This is a genomic window from Pseudomonas entomophila (genome assembly GCF_023277925.1).
In the GTDB taxonomy this organism is placed as follows: Bacteria; Pseudomonadota; Gammaproteobacteria; order Pseudomonadales; family Pseudomonadaceae; genus Aquipseudomonas; species Aquipseudomonas entomophila_D.
The window spans coordinates 3,192,598-3,214,415 of sequence record NZ_CP063832.1; the positions used below are offsets into that span (position 1 = coordinate 3,192,598).

The window sequence follows — 21,818 nt, forward strand, 5'->3', positions numbered from 1 at the left end:
CTCAGTTCACCCAGACTCGCGCGTTGCGGAACATGCGCATCAGGGCCGCGTCTTCCTGCCACTCATCCGGGCGCCAGGAGTTCTGCACGGCCCGGAACATACGCTCCGGGTGCGGCATCATGATAGTCACGCGGCCGTCGCGGCTGGTCAGGCCGGTGATACCACGCGGCGAGCCATTCGGGTTGGCTGGATACTGTTCGGTGACCTTGCCGTGGTTGTCGACGTAGCGCAGGGCCACGCAACCGGACAGGTCGGCTTCCAGCAGTGCCTCCTCGCTGGCGAACTCGGCATGGCCTTCGCCGTGGGCAATGGCGATCGGCATGCGCGAACCGGCCATGCCCTGCAGGAAGATCGAGTTGGACTTCTGCACCTCGACCATGGCCACGCGCGCCTCGAACTGCTCCGAGCGGTTGCGCACGAAGTGCGGCCAGAACTCGGTGCCGGGGATCAGCTCATGCAGGTTGGACATCATCTGGCAACCGTTGCACACGCCCAGGGCGAAGCTGTCGGTACGCTCGAAGAAGGCCTGGAAGGTGTCGCGGGCACGGGCGTTGAACAACGCCGACTTGGCCCAGCCTTCGCCGGCGCCCAGCACGTCGCCGTAGGAGAAGCCACCGCAGGCCACCAGGCCTTTGAAGGCTTCGAAGTCGACACGGCCAGACAGAATATCGCTCATGTGCACGTCAACGGCGGCAAAGCCGGCGCGGTCGAAGGCGGCGGCCATCTCGACCTGGCCGTTGACGCCCTGCTCACGCAGGATCGCCACTTGCGGGCGCACACCCTTCTTGATGTACGGCGCGGCGATGTCGTCGTTGACGTCGTAGCCGAGCTTGACCGACAGGCCTGGGTTGTCTTCTTCCAACAGCGCATCGAATTCCTGATCGGCGCAGTCGGCGTTGTCGCGCAGCCGCTGGACCTGGTAGCTGGTCTCGGCCCACTGGCGCTGCAGCAGGCGACGCTCGCCCTTGAACAGCGCTTCGCCTTCGAACTTGACCAGGACTTCACCGTTGTTGATCGGCTGGCCGATCACCGCGACGCAATCCTCGCCCAGGCCCGCGGCGCTGAACTGCGCCAGTACGTCCGGCGTAGCGTCCTGACGCACCTGGATCACCGCGCCCAGCTCTTCGTTGAAGAGGATGGCGGCAATCTTTTCGCGCTTTCCGGTCAGGGTGTTCAGTTCCAGGTCCAGGCCGCAGTGGCCGGCAAAGGCCATTTCCAGCACGGTGGTCATCAGGCCGCCGTCGGAACGGTCATGGTAGGCCAGCAGGTGGCCGTCGGCGTTCAGGCCCTGGATCACAGCGAAGAAGGCCTTGAGGTCTTCGGCGTCGTCGACGTCCGGCGCCTCTTTGGCGAGCTTGCCGTGGGTCTGGGCAAGAATCGAGGCGCCCATGCGGTTCTGGCCGCGGCCCAGGTCGATCAGGATCAGGTCGGTTTCGCCCTTGTCCATGCGCAGTTGCGGGGTCAGGGTCTTGCGGATGTCGGTGACCGGGGCAAAGCCGGTGATGATCAGCGACATTGGCGAGGTGACGCTCTTCTGTTCGCCCGCTTCGCTCCACTGGGTTTTCATCGACATCGAGTCTTTACCGACCGGGATGGTGATGCCCAGCTCCGGGCACAGCTCCATGCCGACGGCCTTGACGGTGTCGTACAGGCGGGCGTCTTCACCCGGGTGACCGGCGGCGGACATCCAGTTGGCCGACAGCTTGATGTCGGACAGCTTCTCGATGCGCGAGGCGGCCAGGTTGGTCAGGGTTTCGCCGATCGCCATGCGCCCGGAGGCTGGCGCGTCGAGCAGGGCCAGCGGCGTGCGCTCGCCCATGGCCATGGCTTCGCCGGTGTAGACGTCGAAGCTGGTGGCGGTGACGGCGCAGTCGGCTACCGGCACCTGCCACGGGCCGACCATCTGGTCGCGGGCCACCAGGCCGGTGATGGTGCGGTCGCCGATGGTGATCAGGAAGCTCTTGCTGGCCACGGCCGGGTGACGCAGGACGCGCTCGACCGAGTCGTTCAGGTCCAGCGTGCTCGGGTCGAACTCATCGCCCAGTTCCGCTTCGCGGGTAACCGAGCGGTGCATGCGCGGCGGCTTGCCCAGCAGCACGTCCAGCGGCATGTCCACCGGCGTGTTGTCGAAGTGGCTGTCGGTGACGGTGAGGTGCTTCTCTTCGGTGGCCTCGCCCACGACCGCGAACGGGCAGCGCTCACGCTCGCAGATGGCCTGGAAGCGCTCGAAGTCCTCGGCGCTGACCGCCAGCACATAGCGCTCCTGCGATTCGTTGCTCCAGATCTCGTGCGGGGCCATGCCCGGCTCGTCGTTAGGCACGTTGCGCAGTTCGAAGCGGCCACCGCGGCCGCCGTCGTTGACCAGCTCGGGGAAGGCGTTGGAGATACCACCGGCGCCCACGTCGTGAATGAAGGCGATCGGGTTCTGGTCGCCCAGTTGCCAGCAGCGGTCGATGACCTCTTGGCAACGGCGTTCCATTTCCGGGTTTTCGCGCTGTACCGAGGCGAAGTCCAGGTCAGCGGAGCTGGCGCCGGTGGCGACCGACGAAGCGGCGCCGCCGCCCAGGCCGATCAGCATCGCTGGGCCGCCAAGCACGATCAGCTTGGCGCCGACGGTGATCTCGCCCTTCTGCACGTGGTCTTCACGGATGTTGCCCATGCCGCCGGCGAGCATGATCGGCTTGTGGTAACCGCGCACTTCTTCGCCATGCGGGGTGTTGATGCCCTGCTCGAAGGTACGGAAGTAGCCGGTCAGGGCCGGGCGACCGAATTCGTTGTTGAACGCAGCGCCGCCCAGCGGGCCTTCGATCATGATGTCGAGGGCGTCGACGATGCGCTCGGGTTTGCCGTAAGGCTGCTCCCATGGCTGCTCGAAGCCTGGGATGCGCAGGTTCGAGACGGTGAAGCCTGTGAGGCCGGCCTTGGGCTTGGCGCCACGGCCGGTGGCACCTTCGTCGCGGATCTCGCCGCCGGAGCCGGTGGAGGCGCCGGAGAACGGGGCGATGGCGGTCGGGTGGTTGTGCGTCTCGACCTTCATCAGGATGTGCACCGGCTCCTGCACCGCGCCGTACTGGCGGGTCTCAGGGTTCGGGAAGAAGCGTCCGGCAACGCTACCGACGATGACCGAGGCGTTGTCCTTGTAAGCGGACAGCACGCCTTCGCTGTGCATCTGGTAGGTGTTCTTGATCATGCCGAACAGGCTCTTCTCCTGCGCCTGGCCGTCAATGTCCCAGCTGGCGTTGAAGATCTTGTGGCGGCAGTGCTCGGAGTTGGCCTGGGCGAACATCATCAGTTCGATGTCGTTCGGGTTGCGCTTGAGCCCCTGGAACGCATTGACCAGGTAGTCGATTTCGTCTTCGGCCAGGGCCAGGCCCAGCTCGATGTTGGCCTGGGCCAGCGCATCGCGGCCACCGGCCAGGATGTCGACCGAGGTCATCGGCTTGGGCTGGGCGTGGCTGAACAGGTCGGACGCCTGCTCCAGCTGGGCCAGCACGCGCTGGGTCATGCGGTCATGCAGTTCGGCGGCGATGGCTTGAGCGTCGGTTTCACTGAGGCTGCCGGCGACGTAGTAGGCAATGCCGCGCTCCAGGCGCTGGATCGACTGCAAGCCGCAGTTGTGGGCGATGTCGCTGGCCTTGCTCGCCCAGGGCGAGATGGTGCCCAGGCGCGGCACCACCAGGAACAGGCGGCCGGTCGGCTCCTGCACCGGCACGCTCGGCCCGTACTTGAGCAGACGGCCCAGCACCTGCTGCTGGTCGGCGGTCAGCTCGCCGTCAACATCGGCGAAGTGGGCAAATTCGGCATACAAACCAGTAACAGCGGGGACTTTCTGGCTCAGTTGCTCGAGTAATTTACCGTGGCGAAAGGCAGAAAGGGCAGGAGCGCCGCGCAGGATCAACATCGTCGGGACAGCCTCAGAAAGGGGTGTGCTTAGAGGCCGTGCATTCTAGCCTAATTCTCAGGCTTTCGGCACCCGCTCTAGCCCAATGCTGCCGGGCGGTGGAACCGGACTTCCAGGTCAAAAAATCCCCTCCCCCGCGCCTCGATACCCTGCAGAAGCCGGCTTGCCGGCGAACAGCGGCCACCAGAGCACATCGCCGCGCTACCAGACAACCCACATATTGTCGAGATATGGTGCAACCGGCCGTTTGCGTATACTGCACCTTATGTTCGCCCACTCTGCTTTTCGCCAGCGTTGCGCCAGATGGCTCTTCGCAACCGGACTCTTCCTGATGCTCGGTGCCTGCGTTGAAAAACCCAGCACCCTCGAGCGCGTCAAGGAGGATGGCGTGCTGCGCGTGATAACCCGCAACAGCCCGGCCACCTACTTCCAGGACCGCAACGGCGAAACCGGTTTCGAATACGAACTGGTCAAACGCTTCGCCGACGACCTGGGCGTGAAGTTGCAGATCGAGACCGCCGACAACCTCGACGAACTGTTCGACCAGCTGGGCAAGCCCTCCGGCCCGGTGCTGGCGGCCGCAGGTTTGGTCAGCAGCGAGCGACGCGCCGCTCAAGCCAGGTTCTCCCACCCGTACCTGGAAGTCACGCCACAGGTTATCTACCGCAACGGCCGCTCCCGCCCCACCGACGCAAAGGGGCTGGCAGGCAAGAAGATCATGGTGCTCAAGGGCAGCAGCCACGCCGATCAGCTCGCCGAACTGAAAAAACAGTACCCCGGGCTGCAATACGAAGAATCCGACGCCGTCGAAGTGGTCGACCTGCTGCGCATGGTCGACGAGGGCCAGATCGACTTGACCCTGGTCGACTCCAACGAGCTGGCAATGAACCAGGTCTACTTCCCCAACGTGCGCGTGGCCTTCGACCTCGGTGACACCCGCGACCAGCGCTGGGCAGTGGCGGCCGGCGACGACAACAGCCTGCTCAACGAGATCAACGAATTTCTCGACAAGTCGCAGAAGAACGGCACCCTGCAGCGCCTGAAGGACCGCTACTACGGGCATGTCGACGTGCTTGGCTACGTCGGCGCCTATACCTTCGCCCAACACCTTCAGCAGCGCCTGCCCAAGTACGAGAAACACTTCAAGGCCACTTCGAAGGTAGAACAGGTCGACTGGCGCCTGCTGGCCGCCATCGGCTACCAGGAATCGATGTGGCAGCCGGAGGTCACCTCCAAGACCGGCGTGCGCGGCCTGATGATGCTGACTCAACGCACCGCGCAAGCCATGGGTGTGTCCAACCGGCTCGACCCCAAGCAGAGCATCCAGGGCGGCGCCAAGTACTTCATGGTGGTCAAGGACCAGCTCGACGACAGCATCAAGGAGCCGGACCGCACCTGGTTCGCCCTGGCCGCCTACAACGTCGGCAGCGGCCACCTGGAAGACGCCCGCACCCTAGCCAAGCGCGAAGGCCTGAACCCGAACAAGTGGCTGGACGTAAAGAAAATGCTGCCACGGCTGTCGCAGAAGCAGTGGTACAGCAAAACGAAGTACGGCTACGCCCGTGGTGGCGAGCCGGTGCACTTCGTGGCCAACATCCGCCGCTACTACGACATCCTCACCTGGGTGACGCAGCCGCAGCTCGAGGGCCAGGTGGCCGAGGGCAACTTGCATGTGCCGGGCGTCAACAAGGACAAGCCGGCAGAGCAGTCACCGCAGATGTAACCGCCCCAACACCTTGTGGAGCGGCTTCAGCCGCGATCACCCGCGAGGCGGGTGCCAGACACCGCGTTGCCTGCATCGCGGCTGAAGCCGCTCCTACAGAGGACTCTGTGTCCTGGCTACCCCTTCGCCCGCCGCGCCTTGAAGAACTCGCTCAGGATCGCCCCGCACTCCTGGGCCAGTACCCCACCCTCGAACATCACCCGATGGTTGAGAAACCCCTGGCTGAAGAACTGCCCCTGGCTCTGCACGATCCCCGCCTTGGGCTCCAGGGCCCCGTACACCACCCGCGCCACCCGCGAATGGACGATCAGCCCCGCGCACATGCTGCACGGCTCCAGCGTCACATAAAGCGTGCTGCCTGGCAGCCTGTAGTTGCTGGCGGATTTAGCCGCGGCGCGAATCGCCACCATTTCGGCGTGCGCGCTGGGGTCGCTGTCGATGATCGGCCGGTTGAAGCCCTGGCCGATCACCTGACCATGCTGCACCAGCACCGCCCCCACCGGCACCTCGCCCAGGGCCGCGCCTTGCGCCGCCAGCTCGAGGGCCAGACGCATGAATTCCTGGTCGCGGCTGCGATCGATGATCTGCGGGCGCATCAGACCACCGCGATCGCGGCCATCAGGCCGGTTTCCATGTGGTCGATGACATGGCAGTGGAACATCCAGGTGCCTGGGTTATCCGCCACCAGTGCAACTTGCGCCCGCTCGTTCTTGCCCAGCAGGTAGGTGTCGGTGAACCAGGGCTCGACGATCTTGCGCCGGTTCGAGGCGATCACCTTGAAACTCATGCCATGCAGGTGGATAGGGTGCTGGTACTGGGTCATGTTCTTCAGTTCGAAGATATAGCTCTTGCCCTTCTGCAGCGTGGCGATCGGCCGGTCGGCGCAGGTCTTGTCGGTGATGTCCCAGGCCTGGCCGTTAATCTGCCACAGGCTTGGCGGCTTGCCATTTTCGGTGTTCACCGAAACCTTGCCGACCCATTCGAAATTGAAGTTGAGCTTCTCGGCGTTCTCAAGGTCCGGTTCGGCGACCGGGTTGGCCGGCAAGGCCTTCGGCCAGTCGCCCGGTGCCTCGCTGCTGGCCACAGAACGCAGGGTGCCCAGGCGCACGAAACCGTCGCGCAGGGAGATTTCTTCGCCCGCCTGAGGGATACGAATGGCCAGGCAGATGCGCATGCCTGGGCCGAGCCAGTACTCGTCGTCCAGCGGCCGCGGCGTGACTGGGTTGCCGTCGAGGGCGTAGATCATCGCCTCGCAGTTGCCCTTGAGGTTGAGCCGGTAGGTCCAGGTGTTGTCCAGGTTCAGCAGACGCACCCGCACCACCTGCCCCGCCGGCAGTTCGGTGACCGCGTCGGCCTGGCCGTTGATGGTGATCAACCGCCCGGCCGTGCCGTTGCGCGCCGCCTCGCGGGGCACGCTGAAAGGCATCCAGGCGCCCTGCTCGTCCACATGCCAGTTCTTCAGGCTCAAGGTGCGTTCATGCTTGAAGCCGGTCGGCTCGCGCTCCTCGACGATCAGCGGGCCGACCAGGCCGCGGCCCAGCTCCTCGGAGCTGCTGACATGCGGGTGATACCAGTAGCTACCGGCGTCCGGCACCTTGAACTTGTAGTCGAAGTATTCGCCCGGCTTGACCGGCAACTGCGAGACATAGGGCACGCCGTCCATTTCCAGCGGCAGGCGGATGCCATGCCAGTGAATGGTGGTTTCCACCGGCAGGTGGTTGATGAAGCGCACCCGCAGCCAGGTGCCCTGGCGCACCCGCAACTCGGTGCCCGGCGCCGACGGGCCGAAGGCCCAGGCCTCGGTCTTGAAGCCCGGCACCAGCTCGACATCCAGGGGCGCGGCGATCAGTTCATAGTCGTGCCCGGCGTTGTCGTCCTCGACCTTGCCCAACCAGTAGCGTGCCGCGCCTCCGGCGCCCAGGCCTACCACCACGAGGCCGGTCAGGCCCTTGAGCATTTGTCGACGGGAAAAGGACATCGGTGCGGGTACCTCGTTTCTGCGCGATCAGCCTGCCGGCTGGGCCGGCGATGAAGGGCGAATACGATACACCTGCATTTGCGAAATATTAAGTGAAGTCTTGTCGCAGGATTGTCATCACTGACGCGTCGTTGCGACACACCTGTAGGAGCCGGCTTGCCGGCGAACACCGGCAACGCCGGTGCCCAAGAACGCGGTCTCGGCTTCAAGCGGTATTGCAGTTCGCCCATGGAACAGGGAAAGTCCGAATGCTGGCAAGTTCACGTCAGCCCAGACAATCGAACGGGGGATACATGAAGGAACATAAGTACGCCGTCACCGTGAACTGGACCGGAAATACCGGTTCCGGCACTTCCAGCTACACCACCTACCAACGCAACTTCGATGTCCAGGCACCGGGCAAGCCGACACTTTCCGGCTCGGCCGACCCGGCGTTTCGGGGCGATCCTGTCCGCTGGAACCCCGAAGACATGCTGCTGGCCTCCCTGTCGGCCTGCCACAAGCTCTGGTACCTGCACCTGTGCGCGGTGAACGGCGTGCAGGTCCTGGAATACGTCGACCACCCCGAGGGGCGCATGATCGAGGGAAATGCCGAGCACAAGGGGCGCTTCACCGATGTCCTGCTGCGCCCGCAGGTCGTCGTAAGCTCGGATTCGGATACGCAACTGGCCCTGCGCCTGCATGACGATGCCCACCACGAATGCTTCATCGCCAATTCGGTGAACTTCCCGGTCCGCTGCGAGGCGCTGATCCAGCGCGAGGCCTGAGCCCTCCTGGATACGACAAGGGCGCCTTGCGGCTCACTCACTTCCCACCCGTTGGGGCTGGCAGTTTGCGGTGTCTGCCTCACTGACCAGTTAGGGTTTATTGATAGATCTTGCCCCAACCAGCGCTTCAAGAGCCCGTGCCGACGCAAGTTGATGGCGTTAGAAACGAGGCTTGAATCCCGGCAAACTGTTCGCCATGCACCAGGCTTGAATTGTTGCCGTAACCCCCTCGGGCGAGTCATCCGCACCAGGTTCCGGATAGTACAAAAGATCAGTACCTGCCGGATGAGGCACCACCTCTTCAAAGTGCAAAAGTAATGTATCCCGCTGACCCTCAGACTCGGCGTCATAGATTGCTTTAATCAGCGCCGTGAACTGGAACTCCGTATAGTCTGAAAGCGACTTCTTAATCTCAATCACTTTGCACTCCTATGATTGTCGATATGATTTTTTGGCGTGCTGACCCTGATATTGTCTACATCATAGACAGCACCTCCATCAGCGATCCTTTCAACATGATGTAACTCAAAGGATATTCGCTTCCCTGCGTGCCCAGCTGACGCTGCCACCGGAGAAAAACCTTTCCTTAAATCAGCGCGATTCAACGAGTTGAACTGGCTACTCAGCACTGGATCTTTTCCGACCTCGATCCAAAATGCCTTCCTAAACGCGTCAAAGCTCGAAAACTCACGCCCCCTGAGCTTGTCCGCAATTCGCGTCGGGATAGGAACACCCTCTCCATCTCCCGCCCCAGCCAGCCAGACTCCGATTACGTCCTGACCAATCCCTGTCACCACACCCGGACCATTTCGAATGCTCAGCGAAAGATAGATCGGCAGGATACCGGTCTCGACTGGAAACCAAACGATGAGGTCGTGGTAGTCGGGCGGAAACTCCGGGTTGGTCAGGATTTGTTCTGCCTGCCGAGCCTCCGGAAATACGAAACGAACAGGCTTGTGATCCACACCCTCCAGCACGGGAATGCCTAACACCTTGTTTGGCTCGGCTGCTGGCGTCCAGATCAGCTCAACCCCTTCCCCGAGGTCAGCGACAAACTGTTCACCTCTTGCCCTGGCAGCAATTACTGGGACGCCTTTCCACGCAGGATTATTGCCAGTGTAAAAGCCGTAAGTACTGACAGCACCATCGGGTAGGTATTTGACGTTGATCCGCACGCCTGTGTCAGCTGTGCTCAAGTCAGCGTACTGCTCAACGGTGTAAAACACATCGTCGTCTGCCGAGACGTTGGGTAGCAGCATGGCAACGGTACCAACAACCCCGCCAGTAACCACCCCAGCTCCGACAGTCAACTCAGTCAACCCCAGCGATAACGCCCCTCGACCAAGCCTTGACGCCACTGCCAGGCTCGAAGCGGTACTACTGATCAATTTGAGCGGTGTGCCGTTAGGCGCTATCGCGTCACGGGTGCCAAGCACGGCAAAAGTGCCGTAACTATTCAAAGAGTCAAACGAAACCTTGTCAGGGTAGCAAGTGTGTCCGACAGGCACATTACATGATTTGGCAAAGGTGAATTCAGTACAAGGCAACGCAGGCTGATTCTTTTTCCGCTGTCGCTCTACGTACTCACGATGTCGCTTTTCTTCCTGCTCGCAGCGCTTGGAGGCCTCCTCCTCGAACTTTCGATGAGCCGCATCACGCACACGGATCTCGTCGTCACTCATATATCTCAGGTAGCTAAGGCTGCCCTCTCCACCATGGCCTCGAATCCATTTTTGAGGTCTTCTCATATACGTACTTTCGCTGAGAACGCGCCCTTGAAATTTTTCGAAGCGTCAACCTAACAACCCTTTCGCGCAAAGTGCTAATTAGCCTCACAAAATCAGACATATCCTACTTACAGCCAGCTCAGCAGAGAAAATTCCTACCAAGCTAGTACGGCCCACTTAGCCTATATCAAAGGTCAGCTGACAGAATTAGGTTCTGTACGAAAACACGGTGCTTGGCGATGCACAAGCTGCCAGAATTTGCCAGACCCAAAAAGCCGAAAGCCCGCGATTACGCGGGCTTCAGGTTACATCTTACTAATCGATGTCAGCCACAAGCGGGCGCGGGATCATTCCCACTCGATAGTGGCTGGCGGCTTGCTCGACACGTCGTAGGTGACGCGGGAGATGCCGGCGATTTCGTTGATGATACGGCCGCTGACGGTCTCCAGCAGCTCGTACGGCAGGTGCGCCCAGCGCGCGGTCATGAAGTCCACGGTCTCGACGGCACGCAGGGCCACGACCCAGGCGTAGCGACGGCCGTCGCCGACGACGCCGACCGACTTGACCGGCTGGAACACCACGAACGCCTGACTGGTCTTGTGGTACCAGTCGGCCTTGCGCAGCTCTTCGATGAAGATGTGATCAGCGCGACGCAGGATGTCGGCGTACTCTTTCTTCACTTCACCGAGGATGCGCACGCCCAGGCCCGGGCCCGGGAACGGGTGGCGGTAGACCATGTCGTACGGCAGGCCCAGCTCCAGGCCGATCTTGCGCACTTCGTCCTTGAACAGTTCACGCAGCGGCTCGACCAACTTGAGGTTCATCTCCTCAGGCAGGCCACCGACGTTGTGGTGCGACTTGATCACGTGGGCCTTGCCGCTCTTGGCGCCGGCCGACTCGATCACGTCGGGGTAGATGGTGCCCTGGGCGAGGAACTGGATGTTGTCCAGTTTGCTGGCTTCGGCGTCGAACACGTCGATGAAGGTGCGGCCGATGATCTTGCGCTTCTTCTCGGGGTCGGCTTCGCCTTCCAGGTTGTCGAGGAACTGCTTTTCAGCGTCGGCGCGGATCACCTTGACCCCCATGTTCTCTTTGAACATGGCCATCACCTGGTCACCTTCGTGCAAGCGCAACAGGCCGTTGTCGACGAACACACAGGTCAGCTGGTCGCCGATGGCGCGGTGCAGCAGCGCGGCAACCACGGACGAATCGACGCCGCCGGACAGGCCCAGCAGGACGTTGGCCGAACCGACTTGCTCGCGCACCTGGGCGATGGCGTCTTCGACGATGTTCGACGGCGTCCACAGCGCTTCACAGCCGCAGATGTCCTGGACGAAGCGCGACAGGATGCGACCGCCCTGCTTGGTGTGGGTCACTTCCGGGTGGAACTGTACGCCGTAGTAGCCAAGAGCGTCGTCGTACATGCCCGCGATCGGGCAGCTCGGGGTGCTGGCCAGCACGCTGAAGTTGCCCGGCATCTGGGTGACCTTGTCGCCGTGGCTCATCCACACGTCCAGGCCCAGCACGCCGTCATCGTCGACGTGGTCTTCGATGCCGTCGAGCAGGCGGCTCTTGCCGACCACGTCGACGCGGGCATAGCCGAACTCGCGCAGGTCGGAACCTTCGACCTTGCCGCCCATCTGCTCGGCCATGGTCTGCATGCCGTAGCAGATGCCCAGCACCGGGACTTTCAGGTCGAACACGGCCTGCGGGGCGCGCGGGCTGTTGGCTTCGTGGACCGACTCGGGGCCACCGGCCAGGATGATGCCGCGCGGGTTGAATTCGCGGATCGCTTCATCGTCCATGTCGAACGGGTGCAGCTCGCAGTACACGCCGATTTCGCGCACGCGGCGGGCGATCAGCTGGGTGTACTGGGAACCGAAATCGAGGATCAGGATGCGGTGAGCGTGAATGTCGAGGGCCATGACTCAATCTCGTCAGTGGAAATCGGAAACGACACGGGGCTGTCATGACAGCCCCGCTTGCTATTGCTGGAAGCCTCAGCCTACACGGTAGTTAGGGGCTTCTTTGGTGATCTGCACGTCATGCACGTGGGACTCGGCCATGCCGGCACCGGTGATGCGCACGAACTCCGGCTTGGTGCGCATCTCTTCGATGGTCGCGCTGCCGGTGTAGCCCATGGACGAACGCAGGCCGCCCATCAGCTGGTGGATGATTGCCGCCAGGGCGCCCTTGTAAGGGACGCGACCTTCGATGCCTTCCGGTACCAGCTTCTCGGCGCCGGCCGAGGAATCCTGGAAGTAACGGTCGGAAGAACCTTGCGCCTGGGCCATGGCACCCAGCGAGCCCATGCCGCGATAGGCCTTGTACGAACGGCCCTGGAACAGCTCGACTTCGCCTGGCGCTTCTTCGGTACCGGCGAACATCGAACCCATCATCACGCACGAGGCACCGGCGACGATGGCCTTGGACAGGTCACCCGAGAAACGGATGCCGCCGTCGGCGATCAACGGCACGCCAGTGCCTTCCAGTGCGGCAGCGACGTTGGCGATGGCGCTGATCTGCGGCACGCCGACACCGGCGACGATGCGGGTGGTGCAGATCGAGCCTGGGCCGATACCGACCTTGACCGCGTCGGCGCCGGCTTCAGCCAGGGCCTTGGCGGCGGCGCCGGTGGCGATGTTGCCGCCGATCACCTGCACCTGCGGGTAGTTTTCCTTGACCCAGCGAACGCGGTCGATCACGCCTTTGGAGTGACCGTGGGCGGTATCGACGACGACTACGTCAACGCCGGCTGCTACCAGCGCCGCAACGCGCTCGCCAGTGTCCTTGCCGGTGCCGACCGCGGCGCCGACACGCAGGCGACCTTGGTCGTCCTTGCTGGCCAGCGGGTATGCCTTGGCTTTTTCGATATCCTTGACGGTCATCATGCCTTTGAGGGCGAACTTGCCGTCGACGATCAGGACTTTTTCCAGGCGGTGCTTGTGCAGCAGCTCGCGGACTTCGTTCTTGTCGGCGCCTTCGCGGACGGTGACCAGACGCTCTTTGGGGGTCATCACGTCGCGGACCTTGGCGTCCAGGCGGGTCTCGAAACGCACGTCACGGGAGGTGACGATACCGACCAGGTCGCCGTTCTCCAGCACTGGAACACCGGAGATGTTGTTCAGGCGGGTGAGGTCGAACAGGTCGCGCACGGTGGCGTCGGCCTCGATGGTGATCGGGTCCTTGACCACGCCAGCCTCGAACTTCTTGACCTTGCGTACTTCGCCGGCCTGCTGTTCGATGGTCATGTTCTTGTGGATGATGCCGATGCCACCTTCCTGAGCCATGGCGATGGCCAGGCGCGCTTCGGTGACGGTATCCATCGCGGCGGAAACCAGGGGAATGTTCAGCTCGATGCCACGAGTCAAACGTGTCTTGAGACTGACTTCATTGGGCAGTACCTCGGAGTAGCCGGGTACAAGGAGGATATCGTCGAAGGTCAGGGCTTCTTGGCTGATACGCAGCATCGCGGGGGCTCCCGGGAGGGAAAAATGGAAGCGCGCCATTATACCCATCCATGGCGCGCCGCTCAATGCAAAATAAGGGCCTTCGGTCAGGCCTGTGGCACTTTTACCTGCACCACGGCCACCGGCTGGTCGAGCCAGTCGGCGAAGCTGTCGAGGAAGGCCTGGGTGAAGCCCGCCTCGCCCCAGTTATTGAAGATGAACCCGAGGTTGGAAAAGGCACATGGCTGCAGGTAAAGAAAGCCATTGATGTCGTCCTCGAAGCCGCACAGGGGGCAGGTGAAGTTGTCGCTCACCCCCGGCATCCACTCCTCCAGGCTCTCGAACAGCGGCTCACCGACTTCGCGCCGGCACTCCGGGCAGCCGGCTTCTTCGAGAAAGCCTTCGGTGGGGGTATAGATGCAGCGTTTGAGCATCACCTCCAGGCCATTGACCTGCTCGCCGAACGGCAGCTTCTGCGGATGCAGGGCCACCTTGCGCGCGCCCTGCGCCAGGGCATGCCCCATGCGGTTGCCGGTACGGCCGCAGGTGGTCAGCTGTTCCTCGACGATCTTTTCGCGCACCAACCAACGCAGGATGGCCCGGGCACGGGCTTCGTGGACCGGCACGGTAGACAGTTTAGGGACGATGATGCTTTGGGTGTTCATGAGCGAAGCGAGCCTGCGGACAGCGATAGTCGCGCAATTCTACCGTCAGCTCAGGCGCTCAGGTAGCGACCGATCAACGCCAGGCCACTGCCCAGCACCAGCCAGGTGATCAGCCGCACGAAGGCCTCGCGGGACAATTTCAGGGTCAGTCGGCGCCCCAGCCAGGTACCGGCAAACATCACCGGCAGCAGGCAAGCGGCCAGAAGCAGCAGGCTGGTATCGGCATACACCCCGGCGATCATGAACAGCGACAGGCGCACCACCGTGCTGCAACCGATCAACGCAACCTGGGTCGCCCGTACCTGCTCCTTCACCTCCAACCGGGCGCTCAGGTAGATGGCATACAAGAAACCACCACTACCGAACAGGGCGCCGAACAACCCACCCACCGTGCCCATGGGTACCGCCCAGGCGCCCGACAGGCTCGCAGGCCGCACCTTCACCGCCAGGCCGTAGACCGCATAGGCAGTGACGAACAGTCCCATCATCAGCAGCAGCAGATCCGACTTCAGGTGCAGCAGGAACACCACGCCCAACGCGCAGCCCACGGCCATGAAGGGCAACAGACGCAGCAACTCGCCGCGCACCACATCCCGCCGGGACGGCAGCAGATTGCCTAAGGAGGCGACGAAATCCAGCAGGACCAGCAGCGGAACGATCCGCGACAATGGCATGAAATGAATCAACACAGGGCCGGCGACCAGCGCAGTGCCGAAGCCGGCAATGCCAAAGACGATATACGCCACGGCCACACCAAGCAGAATCGGCAGCCAGTCGAGGCCGGAGAACGACAGTTGGGCAAGCATTGCAACGACTCCTGGGATGACACCTGCAGGTTAGCCAGTCACCAGCCATGCCGACTAATATGCCTTTACGCCGCAAGCCATCTCGAAAAGGCATGACATGACTTCGATCCGCCAACTGCGCTACTTCGTCGAAATTGCCGAGAGCGGCAGCTTCAGTGCCGCCGCCGAGCGGCTGTACATCGCCCAGTCGGCCCTGAGCCGGCAGATCAAAGAACTTGAACAACAGTTGGCAACGCCTCTGTTCGAGCGCACCGCCCGCCAGCCACGGCTGACCGTTGCCGGGCTGGCTTTTCTCGGCCGGGCACGCCGCCTGCTGGCAGACCTGGACAAGGCCGAGCGCCTGGCCCGTGAAGTCGGCCAGGGCCTGCGCGGCAGCCTGCGCCTGAACCACTCCAGTACCGTGCCATTGACCGGGCAACTGCTCGCGCGGCTCGGCGGTTACCTGAATGACAACCCAGGCGTGTCCCTGGAGATCGCCCAGCAATCATCGGAAGCGCAACTGGAGGATATCGCCGAGGGGCGCCTGGAGATCGGCCTGCTGCGCCTGCCCGTGCTGCGCCAGCATGAGGGCGTGGTGTTGCACACCTTGTTCGATGAGCCGTTGCTGCTGGCGGTGGCCGCCCAACATCCACTGGCATCCGAACCCAGCGTGAGGTTGGAGCAACTGCGTGAAGAGCGCTTCATCTCCATCCCCCATCGGCAACGGGGCGGCCTGAGCTATCTGTCGGCGTCGCTGTGCATGAGCGCAGGGTTCTTCCCTCAGGCCGCGCAGGTGGTGTCGCGCAAGACCACGCAGTTGCAGCTGATTCAGGCGGGGTTCGGGGTGGCGTTGCTGCCGGCGAGCATGCGTGAGATCGCGCCGGCGTCGGTGTGCTTCGTGCCACTGGTCGAGGCTTGCCAAAGTACCGTGGCGCTGGCTTGTCGGCGGGATGCCGGGGACCTGGTGCATCAGTTCGTGACGGCGATGTGCAACTGAATGCCCTTTCGCCAGCAAGGCTGGCTCCTACGGCGGACAAGTGCGCGCGCTGCGTGACTGGCGAACACAGACAACCCCGTCCATGTCCTTTATGATGCCCGCCATGATCAAAGACCCCTTCGAACGACTTGGCCTGGACCGCGAGGTCCTCACCGTCAGCCAGCTCAACGGCCGCGCTCGCGTGCTGCTGGAGGATGTGTTCCGCAGCGTCTGGGTGGAAGGCGAGATATCCAACCTCGCCCGCCCGGCCTCCGGGCACATGTACTTCACCCTCAAGGACAGCGGCGCGCAGATCCGCTGCGCGCTGTTCCGGCAGAACGCCCTGCGCGTGCGTCAGGCCCTGCGTGACGGCCTGGCGGTGCGAGTACGCGGCAAGGTCTCGCTGTTCGAAGGCCGTGGCGACTACCAACTGATCCTCGACACCGTCGAGCCGGCTGGCGACGGCGCCTTGCGCCTGGCCTTCGAAGCACTGAAGGAAAAGCTTGGCGCCGAGGGGCTGTTCAGCACCGAACGCAAACAGCCGCTGCCAGCCCACCCGCAACGTATCGGCATCATCACCTCGCCCACCGGCGCAGTGATCCGCGACATCATCAGCGTGTTCCGCCGCCGCGCACCGCAAGTCGAACTCAACCTGATCCCCACCGCCGTGCAAGGCCGCGAGGCCATCGCCCAGATCGTCCGTGCCCTGCAGATGGCCGATCGGCAGGGCTTCGACGCACTGATCCTGGCCCGTGGCGGCGGCTCGCTGGAGGACCTCTGGTGCTTCAACGAAGAAGCCGTGGCCCGCGCCGTGGCCGCCTGCGTCACACCGATCGTCAGCGCCGTGGGCCATGAGACCGACGTGTCGATCAGCGACTTCGTCGCCGATGTGCGCGCCCCCACGCCGTCCGCCGCCGCCGAACTGCTCGCTCCCGACAGCAGCGGCCTGCGGCAGCGCCTCGACAGCCTGCAGCGGCGCCTGTTGCTGCGCATGCAAAGCCGTCTGGCCCACGACCGCCTGCGTGTCGAAGGCCTGACCCGGCGCCTGCACCACCCGGGCGAACGCCTGCGCCAGCAGGCCCAACGCCTGGACGATCTGGACATGCGCCTGCGCCGCGCCTTCGCGCTCAACATGAACCAGCGTCACGAGCGCCTCGGTCGCCTCGACACACGCCTGGCCGCGCAACACCCCGGGCGCAGCCTGAAACTGCTGAAGCAGCGCCTGGACAGTCTCGCCGAACGCCTGCCCAAAGCCATGCGCGACGTGCTCAAGGACCGCCGCCAGCGTTTCCAGGCGCAGTTGCAGACGTTGCAGGTGGTCAGCCCACTGGCCACCCTCGCCCGTGGCTACAGCATCCTGCTCGATGAACACGGCCAGGCCATCCGCAGCGCCGCCCAGACTCACAACGGCCAGCGCCTGACCGCCCGCCTCAATGAAGGCGAGCTCAAGGTGCGGGTCGAGGACAACCACCAGACTCCGGTCACCCTCTCGCTACTGGACTGACACATGCCCCGCCTGCTCGCGCCCCTGCTCGCCCTCGCCCTGCTGCTGCCGCTCACCACGGCCCAGGCCAGTTACATCACCCGCACCCTCGACAAGCCGGTGCCCGGCGGTGTGGCCGTGGTCAACCTGGGGCCGTCCACCAGCGCGCCGGCTGCGCGCTTCGATGGCAAGCCGGTACTGGTGGTCAGGGAACAGGACAACTGGCTGGCCATCGTCGGTATCCCGCTGACCCAAAAACCGGGCAGCGCCGTGCTTACCCAGGACGGGCGCAACATCCCGTTCAGCGTGGGCAACAAGAAGTACCCCGAACAGCACATCACTCTGAAGAACAAGCGCCAGGTCAATCCTGAGCCCCAGGACCTCAAGCGCATCGACCGCGAGCTGGCCGAACAAATCAAGGCCTATCGCAGCTTCAGCCCGGCCGTGCCCAGCAACCTGATTCTCGACAAGCCGGTCAACGGCCCGCTGTCGAGCAAGTTCGGCGTGCGTCGTTTCTTCAATGGCGAGGAGCGCAACCCCCATGCCGGCCTGGATTTCGCCGTGCCCGCAGGCACGCCGATCAAGACCCCGGCCAACGGCAAGGTAATCCTGGTAGGCGACTACTTTTTCAATGGCAACACAGTGTTCGTCGACCACGGCCAAGGGTTCATCAGCATGTTCTGCCACATGTCGAAGATCGACGTGAAACCGGGGCAGGTGCTGCGCCGGGGCGAGGTGGTCGGGCGTGTGGGCTCGACCGGGCGGGCCACCGGGCCGCACATGCACTGGAACGTCAGCCTGAACGATGCCCGGGTGGATCCGGCGATCTTCATCGGCGCGTTCCAGCCCTGAGATTGCGTCATACTCTTCGCGGGTAAACCCGCTCCCACAGGCTATCAAGCAGCCCTTGTCCCTGTAGGAGCGGGTTTACCCGCGAAGCAGACGGCACTGGCCGATCGGCTTGCGCATTCAAATAAACCAGCGCAACACAGACACTACAAAACCAATAAAACAGCCACGCAATCTCGCAAATATCGCTTTTTTAAGCATTCCTCTCAATTTTCCCGCAATGCTTGCCATCCCCCAACCCACTGGTTAGGGTTGAGCCTATGAACATCTTCAGCACCCTGCTCCGACAACACCGCAGCCTCTGCCTGGTCAGCGCCCGACTACCAGGGTGAATCGCGTCGCCTCGCCTTTTTCTCTCGTTTTCGTTTGGCAGGCCCGATCACGGCCGCACATAAAAGGATTGCTTCCATGACCATGCTCAAAGACCCATCAAAGAAATACCGCGCGTTCCCGACCATCGACCTGCCCGACCGCACCTGGCCGTCGAAAACCATCACCCAGGCCCCGATCTGGTGCAGCTCCGACCTGCGTGATGGCAACCAGTCGCTGATCGAGCCGATGGACTCGGAGAAGAAGCTGCGGTTCTGGAAGACCCTGGTGCAGGTGGGCGTGAAGGAAATCGAAGCCTCGTTCCCGTCGGCCTCGCAGACCGACTTCGACTTCGTGCGTACCCTGATCGAAGACGGCCACATCCCGGACGACACCACCATCCAGGTGCTCACCCAAGCCCGTGAAGACCTGATCGCCCGTACCTTCGAATCCCTGCGTGGCGCCAAGAAGGCCATCGTCCACCTGTATAACGCTACCTGCCCTTCGTTCCGCCGCATCGTCTTCAATCAGGACAAGCAAGGCGTGAAGGACATCGCGGTCAACGCCGCCAAGCTGTTCGTCAAGTACGCCGCCCAGCAGCCAGAAACGCAGTGGACCTTCCAGTACTCGCCGGAGACCTTCAGCGCCACTGAACTGGAGTTCGCCAAAGAAGTCTGCGACGCGGTGATCGAGGTGTGGAACCCGACGCCTGAGCACAAGATCATCCTCAACCTGCCGGCCACCGTCGAAGTCGCTACCCCCAACGTCTACGCCGACCAGATCGAATGGTTCTGCCGCAACATCAACCGTCGCGACAGCGTGATCATCAGCTTGCACACCCACAACGACCGCGGCACTGGCATCGCCGCCACCGAACTGGGCCTGATGGCTGGCGCCGACCGTGCCGAAGGCTGCCTGTTCGGCAACGGCGAGCGCACCGGCAACGTCGACCTGGTCACCCTCGCCCTGAACCTCTACACCCAAGGCATCGATCCGCAGCTGGACTTCTCCGACATCGACGGCGTGCGCAAGGTCGTCGAAGAGTGCAACCAGCTGCCGGTTCACCCGCGTCACCCGTACGTCGGCGACCTGGTCCACACCGCCTTCTCCGGCTCGCACCAGGACGCCATCCGCAAGGGCTTCGCCAAGCAGCAGGAAGGCGAACTCTGGGAAGTACCGTACCTGCCGATCGACCCGGCCGACATCGGCCGCAGCTACGAGGCGGTGATCCGCGTCAACAGCCAGTCGGGCAAGGGCGGCATCACCTACCTGCTCGAGCAGGAATACGGCATCAGCCTGCCGCGTCGCATGCAGATCGAGTTCAGTCAGGTCGTGCAGGGCGAAACCGACCGCCTGGGCCTGGAAATGACCGCCGAGCAGATCTACAAGCTGCTGCAGAAGGAATACCTGCAAGCCAACGCTCCGTACGCGCTGGTCAGCCACCGCCTGCAGGAAGAGAACGGTAGCAGCCACGTGCAGGTGGAAGTCTCCGGTGAAGGCGAGACTACCCTGCACTGGCACGGCAAGGGCAACGGCGCCCTGGAGGCGCTGGTGGCCGGCTTGCCGGTCAACGTGGAGATCATGGACTACAACGAACATGCCATCAGTGCCGGTACCAACGCCAAGGCGGCGGCGTACATTGAACTGCGCGTGGCCGGTGGACGTCCGGTGCATGGCGTGGGGATCGACGAGAACATCACCACTGCCAGTTTCAAGGCGCTGTTCAGCGCGCTGAACCGGTCGCTGAGCCAGCAGCAGGCCAAAGCGGCCTGATGCGCTGATCGACCAGAGAGCCCGCAGAGATGCGGGCTTTTTTGTGGGCGCTGGATAGGATTAACAGGCTGCAGAGACCAGGCCATCATTGGGCCTTTATTCACGGGTATACTGCGCGAGCCCTCCCCCACTCATGCAAGGAGCACCATGAGCTATTGCCCGGTACGCGCACCGCGCCACCGCCCCCTGGAATGCAACCGATGAGCATCCCACTGAGCGAACGGATCGGCGCCATGGGGCTGGTTGACCAACTGCGTCACCGTGAAATGGCCATCCAGGAACACCTTGACTTGCCTCGGCGCCGTGCCGAAGTGGCCGAAGGCATTCGCACTTATTACCAGAGCCATGGCATTACCTTCGACGAAGCAACAGTCGAGGAAGGTGTACGCCAATTCTTCGCACGACGCCTCGAGTTCCAAGCCCCTACCCTGGGCTTCACGCAGCGCCTGCTGACGCGCATGGCCATGGCCTACCGTCCGTTGCTCAAAAGCGTGGCCTACAGTGTGCTGCTGATCGCCCTGGGCCTGGGCACGCTCTTTCTGGTGGAGAGCGGGTTAAACATCAGGGCGGGTCTAAGCGCCGACCAGTTGGCCATCGACGTTCAACTGTTGCAGATGGATATCGCCGTACAACGCCAGCGTTTGGAGCAAGCCAAGGCACGCCAGGCACGCCAACCGGTTCCAGTGGTGGCGGATCTGCTCGTCAAGGTCGAACGCCTGCTGCCCAGCCCCAGCCAATCATTGAATGTCGTGCGACCCGATCCGATCACCCGCGACAACCGCGCGCCCTTCAATGCCCGAATCGAACAAGCGTACTTCGTGTTGGTCGGCGCACAAAACAACCTGGCAAAGGCCAGAAAACGACTCAACCGCGTAGAGCACGTCTACATCAGCCGCGACCGGCAGCAGCAACTGCAAGGTCGCCTGAATGCCATGCCACTGCCCAACGCTGATCATGAGCAACTGGCTGACTGGCTCAACCGTGCCGGTAAAGATATCGCCGAGCTGCAACTGAAAAAGGCCGACGCCACCCTCGACGCAGTGAAGGACTACCTGAACTACGCTGCCGAACCCCTGACCATCGAGCTGATTGATCGCCCCGGCATCAAGTCCGGCGTGGAGCGCTGCTACGAGAATGCCGGCTGCAGCCCGAACAGCACACGAGGCAAAAGCTGGTACCTGATCGTCGAACCCTTCGACGCTGCCGGCAAGCAGACGTGGGTGCCGGTGACCAGCGTGGAGACCGGCAAGACCCATTGGGCCAATCGTTTCGGTGTGCGCGTCAGCTACGACGAATACCTGCGTATCCGGCAGGACAAGCTCGAAGATGGCCATATCAGCCAACGCCTGGTCGGCAGAAAACCGGTGAACAGCCTGAGCATGCACTTCAGCCAGAGCACCAATGCCACCCCTGACATGATTCTGGAATGGTGA

The 21,818-nt window shown here is 62.9% G+C and carries 16 protein-coding genes; 7 read left to right on the forward strand and 9 right to left on the reverse strand.

Annotated features, from left to right (window positions below; all coding sequences use genetic code 11):
* Position 1 precedes the first annotated feature (1 nt).
* Positions 2-3,901, reverse strand: a complete 3,900-nt coding sequence (gene purL / locus IM733_RS14070; protein ID WP_248917238.1) for a phosphoribosylformylglycinamidine synthase — start codon at positions 3,899-3,901, stop codon at positions 2-4.
* A 265-nt stretch (positions 3,902-4,166) separates the two neighbouring features.
* On the opposite strand from purL, the gene mltF reads away from it, so the two are divergent.
* Positions 4,167-5,624, forward strand: a complete 1,458-nt coding sequence (gene mltF / locus IM733_RS14075) for a membrane-bound lytic murein transglycosylase MltF (protein ID WP_248921176.1) — start codon at positions 4,167-4,169, stop codon at positions 5,622-5,624.
* Positions 5,625-5,740: 116 nt separating this feature from the next.
* On the opposite strand, the gene tadA is transcribed toward mltF, so the two are convergent.
* Both tadA and IM733_RS14085 read right to left on the reverse strand, forming a co-directional pair.
* Entirely contained in the window at positions 5,741-6,220 is a 480-nt protein-coding gene (gene tadA, locus IM733_RS14080; protein ID WP_044488432.1) for a tRNA adenosine(34) deaminase TadA, read from the reverse strand.
* Entirely contained in the window at positions 6,220-7,602 is a 1,383-nt protein-coding gene (locus IM733_RS14085) for a multicopper oxidase family protein (RefSeq protein ID WP_248917239.1), read from the reverse strand. Before IM733_RS14085 ends, tadA begins: the two co-directional genes overlap by 1 nt.
* Positions 7,603-7,895: 293 nt before the next feature.
* Between IM733_RS14085 and IM733_RS14090 the strand changes: the two genes are divergently transcribed.
* Positions 7,896-8,369, forward strand: coding sequence for an OsmC family protein (locus tag IM733_RS14090; RefSeq protein WP_248917240.1), 474 nt, complete (start codon positions 7,896-7,898; stop codon positions 8,367-8,369).
* Between the two features lie 159 nt (positions 8,370-8,528).
* Here the strand turns inward: IM733_RS14090 and IM733_RS14095 are convergent, their stop codons facing one another.
* The 6 genes from IM733_RS14095 to IM733_RS14120 form a co-directional block, all read right to left on the reverse strand.
* Entirely contained in the window at positions 8,529-8,789 is a 261-nt protein-coding gene (locus tag IM733_RS14095) for a bacteriocin immunity protein (RefSeq protein WP_349292544.1), read from the reverse strand.
* Positions 8,786-10,051: an S-type pyocin domain-containing protein gene (locus IM733_RS14100; protein WP_248917241.1), complete on the reverse strand. Its 1,266-nt coding sequence runs from the start codon at positions 10,049-10,051 to the stop codon at positions 8,786-8,788. Before IM733_RS14100 ends, IM733_RS14095 begins: the two co-directional genes overlap by 4 nt.
* 392 nt (positions 10,052-10,443) lie before the next feature.
* Positions 10,444-12,021: a glutamine-hydrolyzing GMP synthase gene (gene guaA, locus IM733_RS14105; protein WP_248917242.1), complete on the reverse strand. Its 1,578-nt coding sequence runs from the start codon at positions 12,019-12,021 to the stop codon at positions 10,444-10,446.
* Positions 12,022-12,096: 75 nt separating this feature from the next.
* A complete protein-coding gene (gene guaB, locus IM733_RS14110; RefSeq protein ID WP_248917243.1) occupies positions 12,097-13,566 on the reverse strand; it encodes an IMP dehydrogenase in 1,470 nt (489 codons plus the stop codon).
* 86 nt (positions 13,567-13,652) lie between these two features.
* Positions 13,653-14,210, reverse strand: a complete 558-nt coding sequence (locus IM733_RS14115) for a sugar ABC transporter ATPase (protein WP_248917244.1) — start codon at positions 14,208-14,210, stop codon at positions 13,653-13,655.
* A 50-nt stretch (positions 14,211-14,260) separates the two neighbouring features.
* Positions 14,261-15,016 (reverse strand): sulfite exporter TauE/SafE family protein, encoded by a 756-nt coding sequence (locus tag IM733_RS14120; protein ID WP_248917245.1) that lies wholly within the window; start codon positions 15,014-15,016, stop codon positions 14,261-14,263.
* A 97-nt stretch (positions 15,017-15,113) separates the two neighbouring features.
* Between IM733_RS14120 and IM733_RS14125 the strand changes: the two genes are divergently transcribed.
* From IM733_RS14125 to IM733_RS14145, 5 genes are all read left to right on the forward strand, one after another.
* On the forward strand, positions 15,114-15,992 hold the full coding sequence (locus IM733_RS14125; protein ID WP_248917246.1) for a LysR family transcriptional regulator: 879 nt from the start codon (positions 15,114-15,116) through the stop codon (positions 15,990-15,992).
* A gap of 103 nt (positions 15,993-16,095) precedes the next feature.
* Positions 16,096-17,475 carry an exodeoxyribonuclease VII large subunit gene (gene xseA / locus IM733_RS14130; RefSeq protein ID WP_248917247.1) on the forward strand — a complete coding sequence of 460 codons (1,380 nt, stop codon included), beginning with the start codon at positions 16,096-16,098 and terminating at the stop codon, positions 17,473-17,475.
* 3 nt (positions 17,476-17,478) lie between these two features.
* Positions 17,479-18,306 (forward strand): M23 family metallopeptidase, encoded by an 828-nt coding sequence (locus tag IM733_RS14135; protein ID WP_248917248.1) that lies wholly within the window; start codon positions 17,479-17,481, stop codon positions 18,304-18,306.
* A 405-nt stretch (positions 18,307-18,711) separates the two neighbouring features.
* A complete protein-coding gene (leuA, locus tag IM733_RS14140; protein ID WP_248917249.1) occupies positions 18,712-20,385 on the forward strand; it encodes a 2-isopropylmalate synthase in 1,674 nt (557 codons plus the stop codon).
* Positions 20,386-20,585: 200 nt separating this feature from the next.
* The gene (locus tag IM733_RS14145) at positions 20,586-21,818 is read left to right on the forward strand and encodes a DUF6384 family protein (RefSeq protein WP_248917250.1); all 1,233 of its coding nucleotides are present in this window, start codon (positions 20,586-20,588) and stop codon (positions 21,816-21,818) included.